This window comes from Ruegeria sp. BHSC037 (assembly GCF_059613045.1).
The window spans coordinates 1-22,149 of the sequence record NZ_JBXWRT010000006.1 but is presented as its reverse complement, the minus strand read 5'-3'; the positions used below and the strand labels follow the sequence as shown (position 1 = coordinate 22,149).

17 protein-coding genes and 1 tRNA gene are annotated in these 22,149 nt (G+C 61.8%); 12 read left to right on the top strand and 6 right to left on the bottom strand.

The annotated features are described in order from the left end of the window. The first annotated feature begins 4 nt into the window (after nt 1-4). Nucleotides 5-1,177 carry a hypothetical protein gene (locus tag AC2FMN_RS07415; protein ID WP_496687194.1) on the top strand — a complete coding sequence of 391 codons (1,173 nt, stop codon included), beginning with the start codon at nt 5-7 and terminating at the stop codon, nt 1,175-1,177. Here the strand turns inward: AC2FMN_RS07415 and AC2FMN_RS07410 are convergent. Further along, nucleotides 1,174-4,833: a flavoprotein gene (locus AC2FMN_RS07410; RefSeq protein ID WP_496687192.1), complete on the bottom strand. Its 3,660-nt coding sequence runs from the start codon at nt 4,831-4,833 to the stop codon at nt 1,174-1,176. The genes AC2FMN_RS07415 and AC2FMN_RS07410 overlap by 4 nt on opposite strands. A 311-nt stretch (nt 4,834-5,144) precedes the next feature. On the opposite strand from AC2FMN_RS07410, the gene speB (AC2FMN_RS07405) reads away from it, so the two are divergent. Further along, a complete protein-coding gene (speB, locus tag AC2FMN_RS07405; protein ID WP_496683415.1) occupies nt 5,145-6,110 on the top strand; it encodes an agmatinase in 966 nt (321 codons plus the stop codon). A 17-nt stretch (nt 6,111-6,127) separates the two neighbouring features. Here speB (AC2FMN_RS07405) and AC2FMN_RS07400 read toward each other — a convergent pair whose 3' ends face one another. Further along, nucleotides 6,128-6,640 carry a ZrgA family zinc uptake protein gene (locus AC2FMN_RS07400; RefSeq protein ID WP_496687191.1) on the bottom strand — a complete coding sequence of 171 codons (513 nt, stop codon included), beginning with the start codon at nt 6,638-6,640 and terminating at the stop codon, nt 6,128-6,130. Between the two features lie 254 nt (nt 6,641-6,894). Between AC2FMN_RS07400 and AC2FMN_RS07395 the strand changes: the two genes are divergently transcribed. From AC2FMN_RS07395 to speB (AC2FMN_RS07355), 9 genes are all read left to right on the top strand, one after another. Next, nucleotides 6,895-8,166 carry an imelysin family protein gene (locus tag AC2FMN_RS07395; RefSeq protein ID WP_496687190.1) on the top strand — a complete coding sequence of 424 codons (1,272 nt, stop codon included), beginning with the start codon at nt 6,895-6,897 and terminating at the stop codon, nt 8,164-8,166. 193 nt (nt 8,167-8,359) lie between these two features. Further along, nucleotides 8,360-8,845: a bacterioferritin gene (gene bfr, locus AC2FMN_RS07390; protein ID WP_496687189.1), complete on the top strand. Its 486-nt coding sequence runs from the start codon at nt 8,360-8,362 to the stop codon at nt 8,843-8,845. Then, entirely contained in the window at nt 8,805-10,352 is a 1,548-nt protein-coding gene (locus tag AC2FMN_RS07385; RefSeq protein WP_496687187.1) for a di-heme oxidoreductase family protein, read from the top strand. Before bfr ends, AC2FMN_RS07385 begins: the two co-directional genes overlap by 41 nt. 3 nt (nt 10,353-10,355) lie before the next feature. Further along, nucleotides 10,356-11,366, top strand: a complete 1,011-nt coding sequence (locus tag AC2FMN_RS07380) for an imelysin family protein (protein ID WP_496687185.1) — start codon at nt 10,356-10,358, stop codon at nt 11,364-11,366. Nucleotides 11,367-11,369: 3 nt separating this feature from the next. Beyond that, nucleotides 11,370-12,458, top strand: coding sequence for a DUF1513 domain-containing protein (locus AC2FMN_RS07375; RefSeq protein WP_496687184.1), 1,089 nt, complete (start codon nt 11,370-11,372; stop codon nt 12,456-12,458). 99 nt (nt 12,459-12,557) lie between these two features. Continuing rightward, the gene (speA, locus tag AC2FMN_RS07370; RefSeq protein ID WP_496683395.1) at nt 12,558-14,447 is read left to right on the top strand and encodes a biosynthetic arginine decarboxylase; all 1,890 of its coding nucleotides are present in this window, start codon (nt 12,558-12,560) and stop codon (nt 14,445-14,447) included. A 23-nt stretch (nt 14,448-14,470) separates the two neighbouring features. Next, nucleotides 14,471-15,682: a saccharopine dehydrogenase family protein gene (locus tag AC2FMN_RS07365; RefSeq protein ID WP_496687182.1), complete on the top strand. Its 1,212-nt coding sequence runs from the start codon at nt 14,471-14,473 to the stop codon at nt 15,680-15,682. 105 nt (nt 15,683-15,787) lie between these two features. Then, entirely contained in the window at nt 15,788-16,957 is a 1,170-nt protein-coding gene (gene nspC / locus AC2FMN_RS07360; protein WP_496687181.1) for a carboxynorspermidine decarboxylase, read from the top strand. Then, nucleotides 16,954-17,796 (top strand): agmatinase, encoded by an 843-nt coding sequence (gene speB, locus AC2FMN_RS07355; protein ID WP_496683388.1) that lies wholly within the window; start codon nt 16,954-16,956, stop codon nt 17,794-17,796. The genes nspC and speB (AC2FMN_RS07355) overlap by 4 nt, the downstream gene beginning before the upstream one ends. On the opposite strand, the gene AC2FMN_RS07350 is transcribed toward speB (AC2FMN_RS07355), so the two are convergent. The 3 genes from AC2FMN_RS07350 to AC2FMN_RS07340 form a co-directional block, all read right to left on the bottom strand. Next, entirely contained in the window at nt 17,793-18,383 is a 591-nt protein-coding gene (locus AC2FMN_RS07350) for an HD domain-containing protein (protein WP_496683386.1), read from the bottom strand. The two genes, speB (AC2FMN_RS07355) and AC2FMN_RS07350, sit on opposite strands and share 4 nt — an antisense overlap. An 82-nt stretch (nt 18,384-18,465) precedes the next feature. After that, entirely contained in the window at nt 18,466-19,605 is a 1,140-nt protein-coding gene (gene lptF, locus AC2FMN_RS07345) for an LPS export ABC transporter permease LptF (protein ID WP_496687180.1), read from the bottom strand. Nucleotides 19,606-19,732: 127 nt separating this feature from the next. Then, nucleotides 19,733-19,808: transfer RNA gene (locus AC2FMN_RS07340), tRNA-Trp, on the bottom strand. Between the two features lie 142 nt (nt 19,809-19,950). Here AC2FMN_RS07340 and AC2FMN_RS07335 point away from each other — a divergent pair. Further along, nucleotides 19,951-20,652: a lysophospholipid acyltransferase family protein gene (locus AC2FMN_RS07335; RefSeq protein WP_496683381.1), complete on the top strand. Its 702-nt coding sequence runs from the start codon at nt 19,951-19,953 to the stop codon at nt 20,650-20,652. A gap of 1,361 nt (nt 20,653-22,013) precedes the next feature. Here the strand turns inward: AC2FMN_RS07335 and AC2FMN_RS07330 are convergent. Continuing rightward, nucleotides 22,014-22,149: EF-Tu C-terminal domain-related protein (locus tag AC2FMN_RS07330; RefSeq protein WP_480664189.1), on the bottom strand; the 136-nt coding region annotated here is incomplete at its 5' end.

The window sequence follows — 22,149 nt, the reverse complement described above, 5'->3', positions numbered from 1 at the left end:
CCGGATGACGATCGAAAAAAAGGTTTGGCTGTTGTCGGGCATCCTGTCCGCCGTCTTGATGCTGGTTCTGTTCAAGCTCTGGGTCGCGTTGAACCGGTTTGACAACGATCCAACGCAATTGCCGGATGTGGCCGCCGTCGATACCTTTCTGGCCGGGCTGGACAACGCGCCGGACCTGCGGGTCAAGACCGGCATCTTCATCAAGAGCTTCAGCTTCGAAGGCGCCAGCGACGTGCGGGTCTCGGGCTATGTCTGGCAGCACTATCTGGATGGCGAACACGATGCGATCCGGCCGGACCGGGACGAGGTGGGCTTTCTCCTGCCCGAAGCGGTCGATGTCGCGAATGGCGTGATCCAAGAGGCCTACCGAATGAAAAGGGACGGCAGTACGCTGATCGGGTGGTATTTCGAACAGACCCTGCGCCAGTCTTTCGACTACACCAGCTATCCGTTCGACCACAAAACCGTCTGGGTCCGGTTCTGGCCGGGGCGCTTCGACGTCAACGTGGCATTGGTACCGGATTTCACCGCCTACCCCGCCACGGGACCGCAGGACATCTTTGGCATCGACAACCGCATCGTCATGGGGACGTGGGAGCGTGAGAACACCTATTTCGACTACAAATTGTCCGATCTGGATACGACGCTGGGCATCGGCGAGAACGAGTTTCAGACCAATCTTCCGGAACTGCACTATAATTTCGTCATCAAACGCAATTTCGCCAACGCTTTCGTGGTGCACATGATTCCGCTGATCGTGGTGACGATGCTGCTGTTCGGCGCGGTGATGACCGTTACGCGCAAGCCCAGCCTGGTCGAGCGGCACGATTTCAGCACATCGGGCGTGATCGGAACCTGCTCGGTCCTGTTCTTCGTGATCCTGCTGGCCCATGTGCAACTGCGCGAAGGCTTTGCCGGGTCGCCGGTCATCTACATGGAATCGTTCTTTTTCCTGATGTATTTCATGCTGCTGGCTGTCTCGGTGAACACATATCTGTTCGCCTCGGAATCCGCGCCGTCGCTGTGGGTCATCCACTACAGGGACAATCTGATCCCAAAGGCCGCCTTCTGGCCCTTCGTCCTGATCTGCATGATCGCGATCACCGGCTGGAACCTCAGCGTGAAGGCGCGACCGGCCACCGGCGCGCCCCCGGCAGTGGCGCACCAGAGCGGTTAGGTCACCGCCTCGTACCCCGGCTTCAGTGTGCCCGTCGCCATGTCGATAGTATACTCGTCCACCAACTCGGACGTGCCGCGCTCCAGATCGGCCAGGTATTTTTCCGGATTGGCGATGACATAGACATAGGCGGGCTTTTTCACGCCATCCATCAGAACGTTGATCCGCTTGCGGACATAGACGTTGTCGGCCGCGCCCGGCCCGTGAAAGCCCTCGAGCTTGTCCAACTCCTTCAACCCGCCCGAGGTGACCCGATAGACCTCGCCCTTGATCGGACGCCCGGTGCCCTTGCGGTCGACCAGCGTGGCCATGCGGTGCAGATAGGCACAGTTCGGGTTGTCACAGAACGGCTCCTTGGGAACGATCAGGGGCATCGGCTGCCGGGTGATCGCAGGCCCGACCAGATCATCCAGCACATCCGCATGGGCGTCGTGGTTCGGAAAGCCTTTTTTGAGCGATCCGTAGGTGAAGTACAGATAGGTCTTCTCGCGGTCTTCGATCAGGTCGTCTTCGTCTTCCACTTCTTCCGGCTCTGACAGGCCATGGGTGTTGGCCCAGTTTTCCAACATTGCGCGGATCTCGTCCGATACCCTGATACCCCTGGAACGCACCGGATCCTGCAGGAAATGGATCAGCGGGCTTGCATCGATGCTATCCGCCGCCAGCAGGGTTGCGACCATCTCGGCCGAGTTGTTCATCGCCGCCACATGCAGGCTGGTAAAGCCGTGATCGTTGGTTGCGTTCACGTTGATACCGCGGGCGATCAGAGCCTTGGCGGCCTCGATGTCCGGCTTGCCCAGGTCCTGCCCGTTCTCGGTCAGTTCGCCCTCGCCGCCGGCTGCATAGTGCAGCAGCGTGTCGCCATTGTTGTCGTCCACGATGTCGATGCCGGCAATCCCGTCGTCGATGGCCTTGAGCACGGGTTCCCACCGCTTGAAATCATCCGAAGCCGCGGCCTCCTGCGCCCATTTGCAGATGTTGTGTTCGTGGTTTTCCAGCTCTTCGAACGCTTCTTCCAACACCTCCATGATCTGGTCGGGCGTGGCCATCATTCCGATGCCCATCATCCCGTTCGAAAGGCGCCCCTTGCGGGGACCGACAAGATCGATCCCCAGATCGCGCAGCTTTTCGACGTTTTTCTGGGTGGTGACGTTGTTCCACATGTTGGTATTACAGGCCGGGCAGAGGATCGCCGGCTTGTTGCGGTACTGCCAGGCCACAAAAACCGAGGTCAGCAAGTTGTCTGCAATGCCGTTGGCGATTTTACCCATCGTGTTGCAGGTGACCGGCGCGACGATCACGCAATCGGCCCAGTCGCACAAAGCCAGATGCGAGGCGCGCAACGGCATGGCAAACTCGGTATAGCGGAAATTCCACTCGTCATCGTCACGGTAGTAATCGTTGTGGGTGATGTAGTCCTCGACCTTCTGGGTCTTGGACTTTTTGCGGTTCCGCTTTGCTTTCCGGGCCTCGGCGTCCTTGTCGGATCCGATGTCGCGAAAGAATTTCTCGGCGGCGACCGAGGGGATCAGTTTCACGTTGTGGCCCGCCTTGGTGATCCGGGCGACAAGTTCCGGCACCTTGTCGGCCGCGGACGAGCCGCAGGCGCACAACAGAACGTTCCGCCGCCCGTTCGGCGGCGCGGTCAACCCGCCCTTGGGGTAGCCGAAGATGTTCTTGTCGAGGCTCGGCGACTCTTGGCGCAGCAAGACCGGCAGACCAGCCTTCTTCATCTCTTCCTGCAGGCTGCCGTCCAAGATCATGTCGACGATGTCGCTGCGCTTGCCCAGACATTTCCCCTTGAAGAAAAGATAAGGCACCTTTTCCTTGCCACTTTCCGCCACCAGTTGCCGGCGCATTTTCATGGCATTGGCCCCGTGCCCAGCGACATCGACAAGCCTAACGGAGGTCGCGCCGATATTGGCCAAGATGTTCCTCAACATATGCGACCACGGGTCCTCGTCCTCGTAAAACAGAACCAGCGGGTTCTCTCGGACAATCCGCGCCACGTCGCTGGGGTCTTCCGGGGGCTGGGTCTCCTCGATCACCAGCATGGCCGGACTCTTCAGGTCGCGCAGCCCGCGAAAGATATGCCCCCGCGGCGCCTGCCAGACCTGCGACGTGGCCGGGCTCATGTCGACGACGGTGACAAGGTCGGCCTTTTCGTCATAGGCGATGCACAGGCACCAGAACTCTTCCAGCAGCGCCGTCTCGCGGAACACGTTTTCAGGCGGCCGGATCACCTCGAACCCCAACACGCGGTTGAAGTCGATGTTGATCATCAGGTGGCGCCCCTCATGTTCGTTCAGACTGCGCAGCTGATCCCGGAACCAGTCTTGCGGCGATCTTTTGTCCTTCCCGGGTCGCTCCGCATAGCTGCGGAACGTGCTGCCGATATGCACCTCGGAAGTGCCGGCCAGATACCGTTGGGCCATCTCGCTCATCTTCTTGGCGGTCGATACCCGGCTCAGCGCCTCGGTGTACGAGGTCTGGGTCGCGATCAGCAGCTTGTCTTCGGTGACCTGGACATCGCCAAGAATCTGCAGGCTTTCGGCCAGAACGCCTAGACTGTTCATGTTCGGGCTGGCCCGCCGGAACAGGTTGCGGCGTTTCTTGGGGTCTCGGGCCAGATACCGGGTGCTGTCCACGTAGTTGCAGTCCTGACGGAAGGTCTGCAACGTCGTCTTGACCGCCTCGCGCGCGGAAAACCGCAACAGACCGCGCGCCCGCATCGACGTACCGTCTCGGTCGGACATGGCTGCGTACAAGCGGTCGATCGTGGTGACCCACAGCTTGCCGTATTTTTCGGGATGCACATCCATCATGTGCACCAGACCGGTGCTGGGGTTGCACTTGGCGATCACCGCGAAATGGCCGCCGGGCATGGTGGGCTTGCCATGCGCGACCCCAACCTGAAAATTCGCCACCAGAATGTCGTTGTCCCCGCCCAGGCGATTGGATTCGTCAATCGCCTCAAGCAGCAGCGGCACTGAGGTCGTGGCCTCGTCCATGAAATAGGCCTGGACCTGCACCAGGTCGCGCAGACCCTGCGAATGGATATAGGTGCAGGCCACGTCGAACAGTTCACCCAGCGAGATGCCGTCATTGACGACAAAGCTGGTGGGTAGTTCGCAGACCCGGAAGATGTCGTTCACCTCGCAACTGAAGCCCAGCGCCGACATGCTCAGCGCGGCCGCGGTCACGCTGCAGCAGTTGATCGGCTGCTGGAAATTCTGCAGGTGCACGCTGACCAGATCGCCGAACAGGGTCGCGAAACACTCGGCGCGGATCTCGGACGGAATTTCATGCCACTTGCCGCGCGACAGATAGGCGATCCGCGTCCCCGCAAGCGCGACGGCCTGCAGGCTGACAGGGAGATCCGGGATTTCAAGATGTTCCTCATAGAAATAGTCACCATCATCGGCCGTCGCCAGGTTGACCCCGCCCTGCCGCAGCTTCACGATCCCGTCCAGCACGACATACATTCCGTCCGGCGCAAGGACCGCATCCTCGGTCACCTCGAACAATTCAAAACGGCTCTGCAACTGGTCGGGGTTATTCTTGGCCAATTCGCTGGGCAGAACGGCAAAGATCTTGCCCCAGTCTTCCGCAGTGGCGTTGATCGGCTTAGAATTTGAAATCGCTTCCGTGGTCATGGCCGTTCCCTTCCCCAAACAAATGGCGCAATCTCTTGTGTCGGGTTTTCACGTTCCAGAAATCGGAAACGGCGGATCTGCCCAATCGTAAGGCCCAGACCCGCGGACCGGCAAATGAAAGTGCCACCTTCAAATTACGCACACGCTAAATGAGCCATATCGCGCTAGATTAATGCATAATGGCAGCAAAAGCACTGATATTTGTTCCTTATATGTCTGCTCAGGATCCGCCCGCGACAGGCGTGTTGATTGCGCCAACGTTGCTGTTAGCCTCGTGATCGCCGCCAGCGCACGCAACAAACGGAGCCAAGATGTCAGATCACGGATACGAGACCGGTCGCCTGAACCTGCCTTTCGTGGGCATTCCGACCTTTGCGAAGAAACCCTATGTGCAGGATTGGGACCGGATCGACGCGGATGTAGCCATTCTGGGCGCTCCTTTCGACTTTGGATGCCAGTACCGCAGTGGCGCCCGTTTCGGCCCGAGGGCGGTGCGCGAGGCCTCGACCCTGTTCAGCTTTGGCCATGCAGGCGCCTATGACCACGAAGACGACGCCACCTATCTGGGCAGCGACGTGCGCATCGTCGATCTGGGCGATGCCGACATCATCCACACGCGAACCGAGGCCAGCCATGCCAACATCGAACACGGGGTGCGCAAGATACTGAAGGCAGACGCGCTGCCGGTCGTGATCGGCGGCGATCATTCGGTCAACATTCCCTGCATCAACGCCTTTGCCGATGATTGCGCCCGCAACGGACCGATCCATGTGATCCAGATCGACGCCCATCTGGACTTTGTGGACGAGCGGCACGGCGTGACGGCCGGACACGGCAACCCGATGCGGCGCGCGATCGAGAAGCCCTATGTCTCGGGCATGACGCAACTGGGCATTCGCAACGTCTCGTCCACCGCTCGGGACGGATACGAAGACGCACGCGCCCGCGGGTCCGACATCCTGTCGGTCCGGCAAGTGCGCAAGTTGGGAACACCAGCAGTTCTCGACCGCATTCCCGCCGGGGCACGGTATTATGTGACGATCGATATCGACGCCTTCTGCCCCTCGATCGCGCCAGGCACCGGAACGCCCAGCCATGGCGGATTTCTGTACTATGATGTGCTGGAACTGCTTCAGGGGCTGGCCCGCCACGGCAATGTCGTCGGCATCGACCTGGTCGAGGTTGCTCCGGCCTATGACCCAACGGAAAGCACCCAGATTCTGGCCGCGCAAATTCTGCTGAACTTTTTAGGCTTCATCTTTCACGAAAGGACCTAGAACCCGAATGGCTGGAGTCAGGTCAACCCGGACAGATCGGCTGCCAAACTCTGGGGCGTCAGTTCGAACCGTCGCGTGCCGGTTTCGGACCGGACGAGCACAACCAGACGGCGGGCCTTGGGGAATCGGTCGAAATAGGCGGTGCGCAGGGCGCTGATCGCGCTGATGTCGCGGCAACGGATCAGATACTCGGCCTCGAACTCGGGCGCCTTGCGGCCCTCGCCGCCGGGCGTTTCGACAAGCGCCACATTGGCGGAAACCGTGACGCAGTCCGCCTCGGGCGCCACGACAAAAAGTTTTAGCGGCCGCGAGAGTTCCGAGACCGCCGCCGCCACCTGGGCCCGCTGGGCATTGTCGCCCGCGGGCAGGTCGAAGCCGACGATATCCAGACCGGGCGCCGACAGAGACAGTGTAAGGTCCATGGCGTGGATGCCGATCTTAAGCGTTGCGGGACCCGTTTCGCTTTTGGCCTCCTGCGCCCGGGATGCGGTGGACAGAACCAGCAAAGAAACCACCAGATACTTGAACACGACCGGCACCACTCACCCCGAAATCACCGTATCATTCTACCCGGCCCGGACCGTCAGGCAATAAAGAACGGCGGGTCTCAGCCTCGCCGGATATGGGGAGGCGAGTGAGGCGGGCCATGCAAAGCCCCGGCATCGCCGCGCCCGAAAAGCTGACAAAAAAACTCAGATTGACATACCTGACAATTTAACTCAGTAATTCGGTGCCGCGCATCGACTTCGCGCGCCGAATTTTCATTGAAACAGGACTCTGAAATATGCCCCGTTTTCTTTCCGCCGCCAGCACCTTGACCTTGCTGATCGCCTCGGCCGCATCAGCCGGAGGCGCTCCGGCGACCTCAGCCGTGCTGGACACCTATGCCGATATCGCCCAAGCCACTTACGAAGACAGCCTGACCGCAGCCAACCGCCTGCGGGCGGCCGTGGGTGCGTTGATCGAACGCCCTTCGGCCCAGACCATGCAGGCCGCTCGCGCGGCTTGGATCGCGGCTCGGGTGCCCTATCAACAATCCGAGGTCTTTCGGTTCGGCAACCCGATCGTCGATGACTGGGAAGGCAAGGTGAACGCTTGGCCGCTGGACGAAGGCCTGATCGACTATGTCGATGCGGCCTATGGCGGGGCCACCGACGAAAACGCGCTTGCGGCCCTGAACGTGATCGCCAACCCGACCTTCCAACTGTCGGGAGAAACCATCGATGCAAGCGAGATCACCCCGACTCTGCTGGCCGAAACCCTGCACGAGGCGGACGGGATCGAGGCCAACGTGGCCACCGGATATCACGCCATCGAGTTTCTGCTGTGGGGACAGGACATGAACGGCCATGGTCCCGGCGCCGGAAACCGCCCGTGGACTGACTATGCGCAGGGCGATGCCTGCACCAACGGGAACTGCGACCGGCGTGCGCAATACCTTCAGGCCGCAACCGATCTGCTGGTCAATGACCTGGAATGGATGGCCACCCAATGGAACGATGGCGGCGGCGCCCGCGCAGCCCTGTTCGAAAATGAAGGCGCTGGTCTGACCGCGATGCTGACCGGGATGGGGTCGCTGTCCTACGGCGAACAAGCCGGTGAGCGGATGCGCTTGGGCCTGATGCTGAACGACCCGGAAGAGGAACATGACTGTTTCTCGGACACCACCCACAACAGCCACTACTATGACGGGTTGGGCATCCAGAACGTGTATCTGGGCAGCTATGTCCGCATCGACGGCACGTTGGTTTCCGGCCCCTCCCTGTCGGATCTGGTTCTGGCCTCGGCCCCTGAACTGGACGACGAGATGAAGACCAAGCTGGCCAACACGATGCAGGCCCTGGGCCGGATCAAGACCACGGCCGAAGCCGGGCTGGCCTATGACCAGATGCTCGAACGCGGCCATGCGGGTGGCGAAGCGCTGATCATGGGGGGCGTCAACGCCCTGATCGACCAGACCAAGACCATCGAGCGGATCGTGACAGCGCTGGAACTGGACCAGATCGCGTTCGAGGGGTCCGACAGCCTCGACAACCCTGATGCCGTTTTTCACTGAAACACCACCGGCCAGAGCGCGGCAGCTCCGCAAGCGATCTTCACGCCGGGAAAAATCTACCACGCTCTGGGGAAATCGGCAGATTGCGGCGGCTGCATGCCACTGTTTCTCGAAACGATGCGCACAACCGATACCCTTGGGGTTCCCATGCAACTCCGGACTCTTCGTGCGGGGTCAACACAGGAGAGCGTAAATGAAAGGCGATCCAAAGGTCATCGAATACCTCAACACGTCCCTGCGGCATGAACTGACGGCGGTCAACCAGTACTGGCTGCACTACCGCCTGCAAGAGGACTGGGGCCGGGGCCACATGGCTTGGAGAAGCCGCGAGGAAAGCATCGAAGAGATGCAGCACGCGGACAAGCTGATCGCGCGGATCATCTTCCTGGGCGGCCACCCCAACCTGCAGAAGCTCGACCCGCTGCATATCGGGCAGACGCCCAAGGAAACGCTGGAATGCGACCTGGCGGCCGAGATCGACGCCCGGGCCTTGCACAAGGAAGCGCGCGAATACTGCCAACAGGCCGGCGACGTTGTGTCGATGGCGCTGTCCGAACAACTCATGGCGGACGAGGAAGGGCATATCGATTTCCTCGAAACCCAGCTTGACCTGTATGAAAGGCTTGGCGAAGCAAATTATGCGCAACTCAATACATCGAAAATGGACGAGGCCGAATAAGGCGGGCCTCTTCGTGGTGGCCGCTCTTGCAGCCACCCCTTCACTGTCTCAGGATCTGCGGGACACCCACCTGACTCCTCTCCCCCGAACCGACGCTGAAAGGGCACGGATCGCCGCAGCCACCGCGGTGCCGTCGGATTTCAGGCAGCCCCAGCGCTACGAAGACCTCCCGGCAGGCGCCGCGACGGTGCGCGCCCGGACCGATGCGGATGCGTTCTCGCAACCCTCGGCCAACCTGAGCTTTGAGCAGGAGCTGGATTTCAAGGTCGGCAACGGGCTGTTCAAGAAGGTCTGGGTGTCGTCTCCGTCCTCGACTCTGGCCTCGGATGGGCTAGGGCCGCTGTTCAACGCCCGGTCGTGCCAACGCTGTCACATCAAGGACGGGCGTGGCCACACCCCGGCCGGACCCGAAGACAACGCCATTTCGATGTTCCTGCGCGTTTCCATCCCCGGAACGCCCGCGGACGCGCCGGAAGAGATCGCGGGGTATCTCGCCACCCTGCCCGAACCCACCTATGGCGGCCAGATGCAGGAATTCGCCCTGCCCGGCCACCAGGCCGAATACCGGCTGGACATCACCTACGAGGAAATCCCGGTGGAACTGTCCGACGGCGAAACCGTGTCGCTGCGCAAGCCCACCTACAGAGCGGCCGATCTGGGTTATGGGCCTTTGCACCCGGACGCGATGCTCAGCCCACGCGTGGCGCCGCAGATGATCGGTCTGGGCCTGCTCGAGGCGATCCCGGCCGAGGACATCCTGGCCAAGGCCGACCCCGACGACGCCGATGGGGACGGGATCTCGGGGCGGCCCAACATCGTGTGGTCGAGGGAATTCGGCGAACCCATGCTGGGCCGGTTCGGGCTTAAGGCGGGCATGCCGACGATCATGGAGCAGTCAGCCGCAGCCTTCGCCGGCGATATCGGCATTTCCAGCCCGCTCTACCCCGCGCCCTTTGGCGACTGCACCCCGGCGCAGGCCGATTGCCAGGCCGCCCCGCATGGTGACGGCGACGAACGCGGCTTCGAGATCGACCAGCAGGGCATGGATCTGGTGGCCTTCTACAGCCGCAACCTGGGCGTTCCCGCCCGGCGCGATGTGGATGACCCGCAGGTTCTGCGCGGGAAAGAGGTGTTCCACACCATTGGCTGCGCGTCTTGTCACACGCCCGCTTTCGTCACCCACCGCCTGCCCGACCGGCCCGAGCACAGTTTCCAGCTGATCTGGCCCTACACGGACCTGCTGCTGCACGACATGGGCGGGGGACTGGCCGACAACCGCCCCGAGGCCCGCGCCACGGGCCGCGAATGGCGCACCGCGCCGCTGTGGGGGATTGGCCTGACCCGGCGGGTTTCGGGACACACCCAGTTCCTGCATGACGGCCGCGCGCGCTCGCTTCTCGAAGCGGTCCTGTGGCACGGGGGCGAGGCCCAAGCCGCGCGCAATGCGGTCGTTTCCATGCCCAAGCCCGACCGCGATGCGTTGATCCGGTTCCTCGAAAGTCTGTGACCGATGCGCCTGATTGCCGTGATCCTTTCCGCCTTGATCCCGCTGTACGCGATGGCACAGAACCGCGATGCGGTCCTGGTCGACGTAACCAAGGCCCATATCCTGCCGCGTTTCGACCGCCTTGTCGAAGCGACGGCTGCGCTGGATGCCACTGCTCGCGCCAACTGCGCGCCGGGGTCCGCCGATCTGCGCGCGGCCTATCACGCCGCCTTCGACGGCTGGATATCCGCCAGCCACCTGCGGTTCGGCCCGACCGAAGTCGGTAACCGTGCCTTTGCCCTGGCCTTCTGGCCCGACAGCAAAGGGTTCACGCCCAAGGCGCTGTCGGCGATGATCGCGGCCGAAGACCCGGCCATTGCCGACCCCGATGCCTTTGCCGAAACCTCGATCGCCGGGCGCGGATTCCTCGCGCTCGAGAGGATGCTGTACGACCCGGCCTTTGCCGATCAGGGCGATGCGGCCTATCGCTGCGGATTGATCCGCGCCATCGCCGCCGACATCCATCGCACCACCCGGGCCATCGACCGGGACTGGCACGGCTATGCCCGCATCATTACCCAACCCGGGCCGGACAGCCCCTATCGGTCCCCCGACGAAGCCCTGCAAGAGCTCTACAAGGCCCTTGTCATCGGGCTCGAATTCACGGCCGATACCCGTCTGGGCCGCCCGATGGGCAGTTTCGACCGCCCCCGCCCCAACCGGGCCGAGGCCCGCCGATCGCTGCGGACGCTGCGGCATGTGGAACTGTCATTGACGTCGCTGCGTGATCTGGCGGCGCGGCTGGCGGCCGACCACCCGCAGATTGCGGCCTCGCTGGACGATGCCTTTGCCCGCAGCATCGCCCGGGCGCAGGCGCTGGATGATCCCGCGCTGGCCGGCGTGGCCGAGCCACAGGGGCGGTTTCGGGTCGAGACGCTACAGCAGTCAATCAACGACATCCGCAGCCTTGCCGCCGCACAGCTGGGTCCGACCCTGGGTATCAGCGCCGGGTTCAATTCGCTGGACGGAGACTGACCCATGACCAGCCGCCGAGGATTTCTGGCCGGTCTGGCAGCCGCCGCTCTTGCCCCCCTGCCCGGCTGGGCGTCGGTCGGCTCGCCCGACTTTCTGTCAGCCGCCTTGTTCAAAGATGGGTTGTACCGCTTGGTCGGGTTGACCAGTTCAGGGGAGGTTCGGTTCTCGATCCCCCTGCCCGGCCGCGGGCACGCCCCCGCCGCCCATCCGCATCTCGCGCGGGCCGTTGCATTCGCGCGCCGTCCGGGGCGGTTTGCGCTAGTGATCGATTGCGCGACCGGGGACCAACTGGCCCGGCTCAAGGCGCCGGACGGGCGTCATTTCTATGGCCACGGCGCGTTTTCGCCCGACGGCCGCCGTTTGTTCACCACCGAAAACGACTACGAGGCAGGCACCGGGGTCATCGGCGTCTGGGACGCGGCCGAGGGCTATGCCCGGATGGGCGAGTTTTCTTCGTCTGGGGTCGGCCCCCATGACGTGGTATTGATGCCCGACGGCAAGTCTCTGGCCATCGCCAACGGCGGCATCGAAACCCATCCGGACACAGGGCGCACCAAGCTGAACCTGCCGACCATGCGCTCGAACCTGACCTATGTCAGCCTCGACGGATCGGTTCTAGAGCAGGTCGAACTCCCCGCAGCGCTACACAAGAATTCGATCCGACATCTGGCCGTTCGCGCGGATGGCCTGCTGGCCTTTGCGATGCAGTGGCAGGGCGACTTCTCCCACAAGCCGGCCCTGCTGGGGCTGCATCGGCGGGGTGGCCGTTACCACCTGCTGTCTGTGCCGGAAGACATACAGGCGACGCTGGCCGGCTATGCGGGCAGTGTCGCCTTTTCCGCCGAGGGACGACAGGTCGCCATCACCTGCCCGCGCGGCAACGCGCTGCTCGTCTTTGATGCCGAGGCGGTCCGTTTTGACCGCGCCCATTCGTTCAGCGACGTGTGCGGGTTGGGCCCTGGGCCATCCGGCTTTGTCTTTACCACCGGGCACGGCGATGTGGGGCATTTGGCTGGGTCAACCCCGGCGGTATCGCCCCATCCTCGGGTCCACTGGGACAACCATCTGGTTCCCATTCGACCCGTGATCTGAATTGGGCTAACCTCCGAAACAGATTACACTTGGAAGAATCGAACAGCTGCCGTATTGGCGGGCGAAATTTTCACGCCTGCAACGCAAGGACTGACTGGATTGAAACAGACGCCCGTCGCACCGCATTCCATCTACGGAGTTGAAAAATGGGGCAAGGGTCTCATCGAGGTGACGGAGGACGGCGAGATCGGTCTGCGCAATCCCATGGCACCCGATGCGGCGGCAATCAGCCTGCCCGGCATTCTGCACGACCTTGATCAGCGCGGGATCAAAGCGCCGATGATCCTGCGCATCAGCTCGTATCTGGAACGCGAGATCGCGCACATCAACGAAAGCTTCCGCGATGCGATCGCGCGTACCGGCTACAAGGGGTCCTATCGCGGCGTGTTCCCGATCAAGGTGAACCAGCAGGCGCAGGTCGTCGACCGGATCGTCGAGTTCGGCAAGCAATACAATTATGGGCTCGAAGCCGGTTCGAAGCCCGAACTGGTGATCGCCCTGGCGCACCGTCTGGCCCCCGAGGCGCTGATCGTGTGTAACGGGGTCAAGGACGCAGAGTTCATCGAGTTGGCCATTCTCAGCCGCAAGATCGGGTTCAACACGGTCATCGTTCTGGAAAGCCCGAAAGAGGCCGACACGGTCATCGAGGTTTACAACGAGCTGGGCATCGAGCCGCTGCTTGGCGTGCGAGTGAAACTGACCAACCAGATCAGCGGCAAATGGCAGGAAAGCTCGGGGGATCGGTCGACCTTTGGCATGAACACCGATCAGCTGGTCGCGGTCGTCGACAAGCTGCGCGATGCGGGCCTGCTGCATTGCCTGAAGCTGCAGCATTCGCATCTGGGCAGCCAGGTGCCCGACGTGAACGACGTGCGCCGCGCCGTGGGCGAGGCCTGCCGTTATTACACCGAACTGACCCGCGAGGGCGTGCCGCTGACGCACCTGGATCTGGGCGGCGGCATGGGCGTCGATTACACGGGCGAGAAGAAGGCGACCGAGAACTCGATCAACTACACGGTTGAGGAATACTGCGCCAATGTGGTGGAAACCGTGGCCTATGCCATGGACGAAGCCGAAGTGGACCATCCCACGCTGGTGACCGAGAGCGGCCGCGCGGTGGTGGCGACTTCGTCGATGCTGGTGTTCAACGTGCTAGAAAGCACGCTCTATGACGCACCCAACGGCCCCGAGGTGGAACCCGACGACCACCACCTTGTGTCAGATCTGGCGGCGGTGAACGGTTATCTCAGCCACGACCGCCTGCAGGAATGCTGGAACGACGCTACCTTCTACCGCAACGAGTTGCGGGCCCTGTTCCGCCGCGGTTACGTGGACCTGCGTCAGATGGCCCGGGCCGAGCGCATCTACCTGTCGCTGATGGCACGGATCAAGGCGCTGGCGGCCTCGGACGAGGTCGATACTGATGTGGATGACCAGTTGGAGAAGCTGGCCGATATCTATCACTGCAACTTCTCGCTATTCCAGTCGCTGCCCGACGTATGGGCGATCGACCAGCTGCACCCGATCGTGCCGCTGCAGATGCTGGATCAAGCCCCAGACCGCCGCGCGGTGCTGTCCGACATCACCTGTGATAGCGACGGCAAGATCGACCGGTTCATCTTGGCTGACGGCGTCTCGCCCAGCCTGCCCGTGCATTCCCTGCCCGAAGATCGCGACTATTACATGGGCGTGTTCTTCGTCGGCGCCTATCAGGAAACCCTTGGCGACCTGCACAACCTGTTCGGCGACACCAATGTCGTCACCATCGACCTGCGCGCCGATGGCGGGTTCGACCTGCTGCACGAGCAAGAGGGCGACACCATCAGCGAAGTCCTGTCCTATGTCGAGTTCGACCCCAGCGATTGCATTGCCGCCTTCCGCAAGATGGTGGACGAGGCGATTTCGACCGGCACGCTCAAGGCCAAGGACCGCAAAACCCTGATGAGCGCTTACCGCGACAGCATCAACGGCTATACCTATTACGAATAACCCCGGCGAAAGGAGATTTTCCCATGGGCAAGACACTGGTTGTTGGCGCGGGTGGCGTCAGCCACGCCGCCGTGCACAAGATGGCGATGAATTCCGACATCTTCACCGAGATCACGCTGGCCAGCCGCACCAAGGCGAAATGCGACGCCATCGCCAAGTCGGTCAAGGAGCGCACCGGCGTCGACATCAAGACGGCCGAGCTTGACGCCTACAAGATCGCCGACACCGTCAAGCTGATCAAGGAAACCGGGGCCGAGATCCTGGTGAACCTGGCCCTGCCCTATCAGGACTTGGTGCTGATGGATGCCTGCCTCGAGGCCGGGTGCCACTACCTGGACACAGCCAATTACGAGCCCGAGGACGAGGCCAAGTTCGAATACCACTGGCAATGGGCCTATCAGGACAAGTTCAAACAGGCCGGCCTGACCGCCATTCTGGGGTCGGGGTTTGACCCGGGCGTTACATCCGTCTTCGCCAAGTGGCTCAAGAAACACAAGCTGGACACGATCCGCCAGATCGATGTGCTGGACGCCAATGGCGGCCAGAACGATCAGGAATTCGCCACCAACTTCAACCCCGAGATCAACCTGCGCGAAGTGCTGGCCGACGCCCGCCACTGGGAAGGCGGCGAATGGAAAGTGACGCCGGCCATGACCCACAAGGTCGAGTTCGACTTCCCCGGCATTGGGCCGAAGAACATGTACCTGATGTATCACGAGGAACTCGAGTCGCTCTCGACCCACTTCCCCGAGATCGAGCGTGCCCGTTTCTGGATGACCTTCGGCGATGCCTACATCACCCATGCCAAGGTGCTGCAGAATGTCGGTATGACCCGGATCGACCCGGTGGTGCATAACGGGGTCGAGATCATCCCGATCCAGTTCCTGAAGACGCTGCTGCCCGACCCCGGCGATCTGGGCGCCGAAACCAAGGGCAAGGCCTGCATCGGTGACATCGCCACCGGCCAGGCCAAGGACGGCTCGGGCGAAAAGACCTACTACATCTACAACATCTGCGACCATGAGGAATGCTACCGCGAGGTCGGCAGCCAAGCCGTCAGCTACACCACCGGCGTCCCGGCCATGATCGGCGCGGCACAGGTGCTGAAGGGCAACTGGCGCGAGCCGGGCGTGTGGAACATGGAACAGCTCGACCCGGATGATTTCATGGACATGCTGAACAAGCACGGCCTGCCCTGGCAAGTCCACGAACTCGACGGCCCCGTCGATTTCTGATCCCTCGGGGCGGTCCGCGCGACCGTCCTGCTTCATCTGGCCCAAAATATCCCGGGGGTCCGGGGGCAGCGCCCCCGGCCTCTCCACTTTCAGGAGATGCCGGACATGACCCAATTGATGCAGACACAGGCAGGAGATGCCGGCGCCTTCCGCCACTTCGACCTGAACCGCGTCCCTTCCCCCTGCTTCGTCGTCGACGAAAAAGCGGTGGAGCGAAACCTGGCGGTTCTGGCCGATATCGGCGAGCGGTCCGGCGCGCATATCCTGTCGGCGCTCAAGGCATTTTCGATGTTCGCCCTGGCCCCGCTTGTCCGCCAGTATCTCGGCGGCACCTGCGCCAGCGGCATCTACGAGGCACGGCTGGGCCGCGAGGAATATGGCGGCGAGGTCGCGACCTTCTGCGCGGGCTACAAGGATTCCGACATCGACGAAATCCTCGCCCTGTCGGATCACATCATCTTCAACAGCCCCGCGCAGAAAGACCGCTTCTTGGCCAAGGCTCAGGCCGCCGGGCGGCAGGTCGGGCTGCGCATCAACCCCGAACACTCCGAAGGCGAGGTTGCGAAATACGACCCCTGCGCTCCGTGCTCGCGCCTCGGCACCCCGGTCAGCCAGTTGGACGCCAAGGCGCTGGAAGGCGTGGATGGCCTGCACATGCACACGCTCTGCGAGCAGGGGTTCGAACCGCTGGCGCGCACCTGGGCCGCGGTCGAACCGAAGCTGGCGCCTTTCCTGAACGACCTGGAATGGCTGAATTTCGGCGGCGGCCACCACATCACCCGCAGCGACTATGACCGCGACGGGCTGGTGGACTTCATCAAACACATCCGCACAAAATACGGCGTCGAGGTCTATCTGGAACCCGGCGAGGCGGTGGCGCTGGATGCGGGCATCCTGGTGGGGGAAATCCTGGACCTGCCACACAACGGCATGGATCTGGCGATCACCGACATCTCGGCCACCTGCCACATGCCCGACGTGATCGAAGCCCCCTATCGCCCCGCCCTGATGGACGAGGCCGAAACCGGCCACACCTATCGTCTGGGCGGCCCCTCGTGCCTGGCGGGCGACGTGATCGGCGATTACACCTGGGCCGAGCCGCTGCGGATCGGGCAGCGCTTTGCCTTCCTCGATCAGGCGCATTACTCGATGGTCAAGACCAACACGTTCAACGGTGTGCCCCTGCCCACGATCGCCCTGTGGAACAGCGAAACCGATGAGCTGAAGATCATCAGGCAATTCGGCTACGACGACTTCAAAGAGAGGCTTTCATGAGCATTTTCCTCGACAGCGAACTGACCGAGGCCGAACGCAGCGAAGACGCCCGGTTCCGCGTGATCCCGGTGCCTCTGGAGCGCACGGTCTCCTACGGCTCGGGCACGGCAGGCGGACCCGCCGCGATAATCGAGGCCAGCAATGAACTCGAACGCATCACCGGGCATGCCGAACCCTGTGTCGAAGGCATCTTCACCGAGCCCCCGCTGGACTGCGAAGGCCCGCTGCCGGACGTCATGGAGCGTCTGGCCCAACGCACCGAGGTGGCCGTCCGCGCCGGCAAGGTGCCGGTCACGCTGGGCGGCGAACACTCGCTCAGCTACGGCGCGGTCATGGGTGTAGCCCGCGCCTTGGGTCAGCCTCTCGGCATCGTGCAGATCGACGCCCATGCCGACCTGCGCAATGCCTACAAAGGCGAAAAGCACAGCCACGCCTCGGTCATGCACCTACTGGCCGAGGAAGGTATCCGCCTGGCCCAGTTCGGCGTCCGCGCCTTCTGCGAGGAAGAGGCCCAGAGCCGCCTGCGCCACCACGTCTTTCACGTCGATGCCGAGGAACTGGTGACCGGCAACATCCATGCCGTCGACCTGCCCGAGGATTTCCCCGAACTGGTCTATGTCAGCTTTGACGTCGACGGGCTGGACCCGTCGCTGATGCCCGCAACCGGCACGCCGGTTCCGGGCGGGCTGGGATACTATCAGGCGCTGCACCTCGTCGAGCACGCCCTGAAGGGCCGCCGCTGCGTCGGCTTCGACGTGGTGGAACTGGCCCCGGACGGCAACGCGGCGTGGGATTTCACCGCCGCGCAGATCGTCTATCGCCTGATGGCCTCCTGCTAGTCCTCGGCGGTTTCGTTGAGCTCCATGTGCCCCTCGCCCCTGTTCAGGATGCGGCGCAGCATGGGCTCGAAGAACTCCAGCGGCTTGGTCGGATAGTCCGGGTCGAACGCCTTCTGGTCGTATTCATGGCAGAAATAGCGGCAGTCCTCCCAGTAGGGGCTGTCGCGATACTTGTCGCGCGCATTGCGGTCTCCGCCCAGATGGTGGTTATAGTAATAACCTTGGAACACGCAGTGATGTTTCAAAATCCAATAAGCCTTTTCGCTCACATAGGGCTTCATCATCGCCGCTGACAGCTCGCCGTGGTTGTAGGGCGACAGGATGTCGCCCACGTCATGCACCAGTGCCGCAATCACGATTTCCTCGTCCGCGCCATCCTCGTAGGCGCGCGTCGCGGCCTGCAGGCAATGCTGGTAGCGGTTGATCGGATAGGGCGTCCAGTCCTCGTCCAGTGACCGGATGGCGTCGAGGATGCGGTCCGGCAGGGCAGCGTTGTAGGCGTCCTCGTAGGCCATGACCGCATCCCAGTCGGCCTTCGTTGCCTCTTCGAAACTGGTCCAGTTGGGTGTGTGGCGATTGTCTGGCATGGCGCGCCCCTCGGTTGGATATTGCCCCGAGAGTAGCGCGGCGGATTGCATCCTCAAAGCGAAATGACCCGCGCAGTCTCCGTCAGGCCGCCGCCTGACAAGCTGCATCGGACCGGCCGCGTCTACGGGTCAACGGCCGGCCAGCCAGGGCCAGAAACACTCCCGACACAATCACGCCAAGCGCCGCTGGCGCATAGAGAAGCGGCCACAACTGCGGGTCGCCGATGACGATCGGCGAAACGAACCCACGCACGCCTTCAAGCAGAACAAGGATCGTGAAGGCCCCGAATATCTGCGGCCAGAGACCGAAACGCGAAAAACTGCCCAGCATCAGCGCTGCATATCCTACCATGGCAACGGCCACGCAGATCGCAACCCACGAGAACCGCTGATGCAGCTCATCCACCAACTGCCCGATGGAATGGCCCTCTTGCGCGGCCAAGGTATCCAGGTCGCCCAGAAGTTCGGCCGTCGAGATGGCTTCGATGCTGCGCTGTCCCAAGTCCGATTTTCGCGTCAGCTCCGAGATGTCATAGGCGGCATCCTCGAACCGCGTCGACGCAAGCGTTCGGCCGGCCCGGTTCAGCCTTAGTGCCAGCCCGTCAACCATGACCAGATGCACGCCCGACCCGTTGTTCACCAGATAGGCCGAGGTGCTGGAATAGGTAGCCGGATTGGCCCTGTCACGCCGGTCCGACACGAAGACTTCGTGCAACGTACCGTCCAGATCAATTCGGCCGATATAGACCGTGACGCCCGGCACCGGATGCATGAATTCGCCTTCGTTCAGCAACTGCGCAGTGACATCGGCGGCCACTTCGGATTCGCGCCGTTCGAGCTGATCGACCGAAGCGGGGCGCAGGAACACGCTGATGATCGCCATCATCACCCCTGTGACCACCCCGAACAGGAAAACCGCGCGCCCCAACCGCCATGGGCTTGAGCCCGTGGCCAGCATCACCGTCAGCTCGCTTTCGCGGGTCAGGCGGTTGGTGACATATACGGCCGCCGCGAACACGGCCATCGGCATTACCGTGCGGATCAGCGTCGGCAAAGTCAGCGCGGTGAACTCGAGGAACACCATAGCCGACTGACCGCCGCTGATGACCCGCTCGAACAGGCTGACCGAGCGGGTGATCCAGAAGACCCCCACCAGCACCAAGGTGAAAAAGCCGAAAAGCACCAGCAATTGCCGCAGGAAATATCCGTCAAAGCGCGACATGTGACCTCGTTCAGCTGTTCCTGCGATCACGCGGACAATAGGCCATTTGCAAGGCGGAAGAAACCATGATTGCACGTTCGTTGCGCGCGTGGGTTCGGCGGCAAAGCAACGGTCGATGTGCGGTAAATGGCAGGGGCAGCAGGGTTCGAACCCGCGACCTACGGTTTTGGAGACCGTCGCTCTACCAACTGAGCTATACCCCTATACTGCGCCTCAGATATGCCAGCCACGCGGCGGACTCAAGAGGCTTTTTGCAGTTTCCCGCGCCTTCCGGTTTCGACAAACAAGTTGCGCAGGCCGTGCAGTTCGCTAAGACAGGGCTCGGCCAGAAAGAGGATACCCGCCGTGAGCCTGCGCAAGAAGATTGCAGACAGCGAAGCCGTTCTGAACTGGTTGGCTCGGCGCATCGCCGGATATATTCGACTGGTCCATCGCAACACGCGATGGCAACGGATCGGCTATGAAGAGCTGGACAAGCTGGCCGAACAGGGCGAGCCGGTCATCGTGGTGTTGTGGCATCAGCGTCTGGCGCAGTCCCCCTATTTCTTCCCGCTGGACAAGGGGCGCATCTGTTCCATCACCTCGGCCGCGCGCGCCGGCAGCATGGTGGGGCGGGTGCAGAAACTGTTCGGAATGGACACCATCGCCATGTCCAGCCACAAACGTCATGTGGCGCTCTCGCGCGAAGTGTTGGGCAAGATGAAGCAGGGCATCTCAATCGGCATAGCCGCAGACGGCCCACGAGGACCCGAGCGGATTTGTTCAACTGTTCCGCTGGTATGGGCACGCAGTTCGGGCAAACGAGTGTTCGGGATCACATATTCCGTGCGCCATGGCCGTGAGGCCGGCACTTGGGATCGTCTCCTGCTGCCTCGCCCCTGGCGAAACGAAGGGGTGTTCCTGTGCCGCGAATGGACTGAAACCGTCCCGCGCAAGGCGACGGAACAAGAGATCGAATCGCTTCGTCTCAGTCTGGAACAGCACATGAACGACATCACCGCCGAAGCAGACCGGATCGTCGGTCGAGAACCCTGGGCGCCGGAATAGGGCCGTCCGGTTTGCCCTGGGCAGCGTTTCCTCCGCAACCACAGCCGTCGACCTGATATCGGTCATGCTGCTCCAAGCCCCATGGAACCCAAACGCTGCGCATGCCGCCGCCTTTACGTTCTGCATGAGAACGCGCACCAGAGGCTGGGAGGAATTTGTCGCGTTCGTCAACCGTCGCTCATCAATATGCAACTGATCGCAAGGCGGTCTGCTGAGAAAGCCGACGGGTCTCGACGGCACTATGAGCTGTCTTGATCAATACCAGCGCCCTTGACACACTCATATCTACCTTAAGTAGAATGCAATACTTCCTACAAAGCTTTTTATTGTTGCGCTGGGGGGGCAATTTGCGCCGCACTTTTTGTTGGTCCATTTCTCCCAAGCCAGAAACAGAAAGCACCGGCGGCTCAGATTTAGCGCATGGTGAAGGGCAAGGCAGACCCCTACGACGCATCCACATTCGAGCCATCTGATTTCATTTACCCGACCGTTCAGTCTGACAATATAACCGTTTTCCTGGAATTTCAGCCGTACATCGAAAAGGTTTGCTTAAGCACCCCGCGCGGTTATTTCGATCCACGACTTAAATTTCGAAACAACGCGACGCGGCAAGACCAAGTCTTACTGATTCAAGGTGAAGCTTTTACCCCGTGGCAACCTGAGATTTTGCCCAAAAGCCAGGAGGGACCCTATGTCGAAACGTTGTCGACCGACTAAGTCCCGATGGATGATCTCGCCGCATATCATGTCACCCCCGTTCGCGGGTATACAGCCACTGATGTACCCGCGTTTTATGCGGTCGAGACTATCACTTGGGCTGAAAACGTTAGTGTCTGGTGCGCCGCCCATCTGAGATCCAAAAAACCAGCGCCTACGGCGATACAGAGCTGTATATTTCCCGCAATTCCAGCGGTCCAATCACCAACGTGAAAACGTGCAAAAAACCGGGTTCTGTACTGTATCCGGGCTGTCGAATTTACATGGAGTCGCCGCTGGTCGACTTCGATATTGGTTAATTTCTGAACCTTCTACCCCATTGGCAAAACATGTCGTGCAATGCGCGGGCGATTGTGTCCTGCATAACCACCAATTCTCTCTGGTTCCCGGGTCGAAGCGGTCGTTTTCCGAGCCCCAGACGCAAAAAAGGGCGCCCCATTGGGAGCGGCCTTCTCTGATTTCCTCACCGAGTTGCTTTCGGCAGATTTTCCCCTGGAAAATCACCTGCCGCAACCAGGCGCGGCAAGCGCGCCTCGCGCGATGATTTTCGACACACTTTTTGTGCGCGTCTCGTGATTATTGAATCCAAACAAAAAGGGCGCCCCGAGGGACGCCCTTTCCGTCTGATCGTTCGCGTGTGCGAATTACTCGATGATTTTCGAGACGACCCCGGCGCCGACGGTGCGGCCGCCTTCGCGGATGGCGAAACGCAGGCCGTCTTCCATCGCGATCGGAGCGATCAGTTCGACGGTGAAGCCGACGTTGTCGCCCGGCATGACC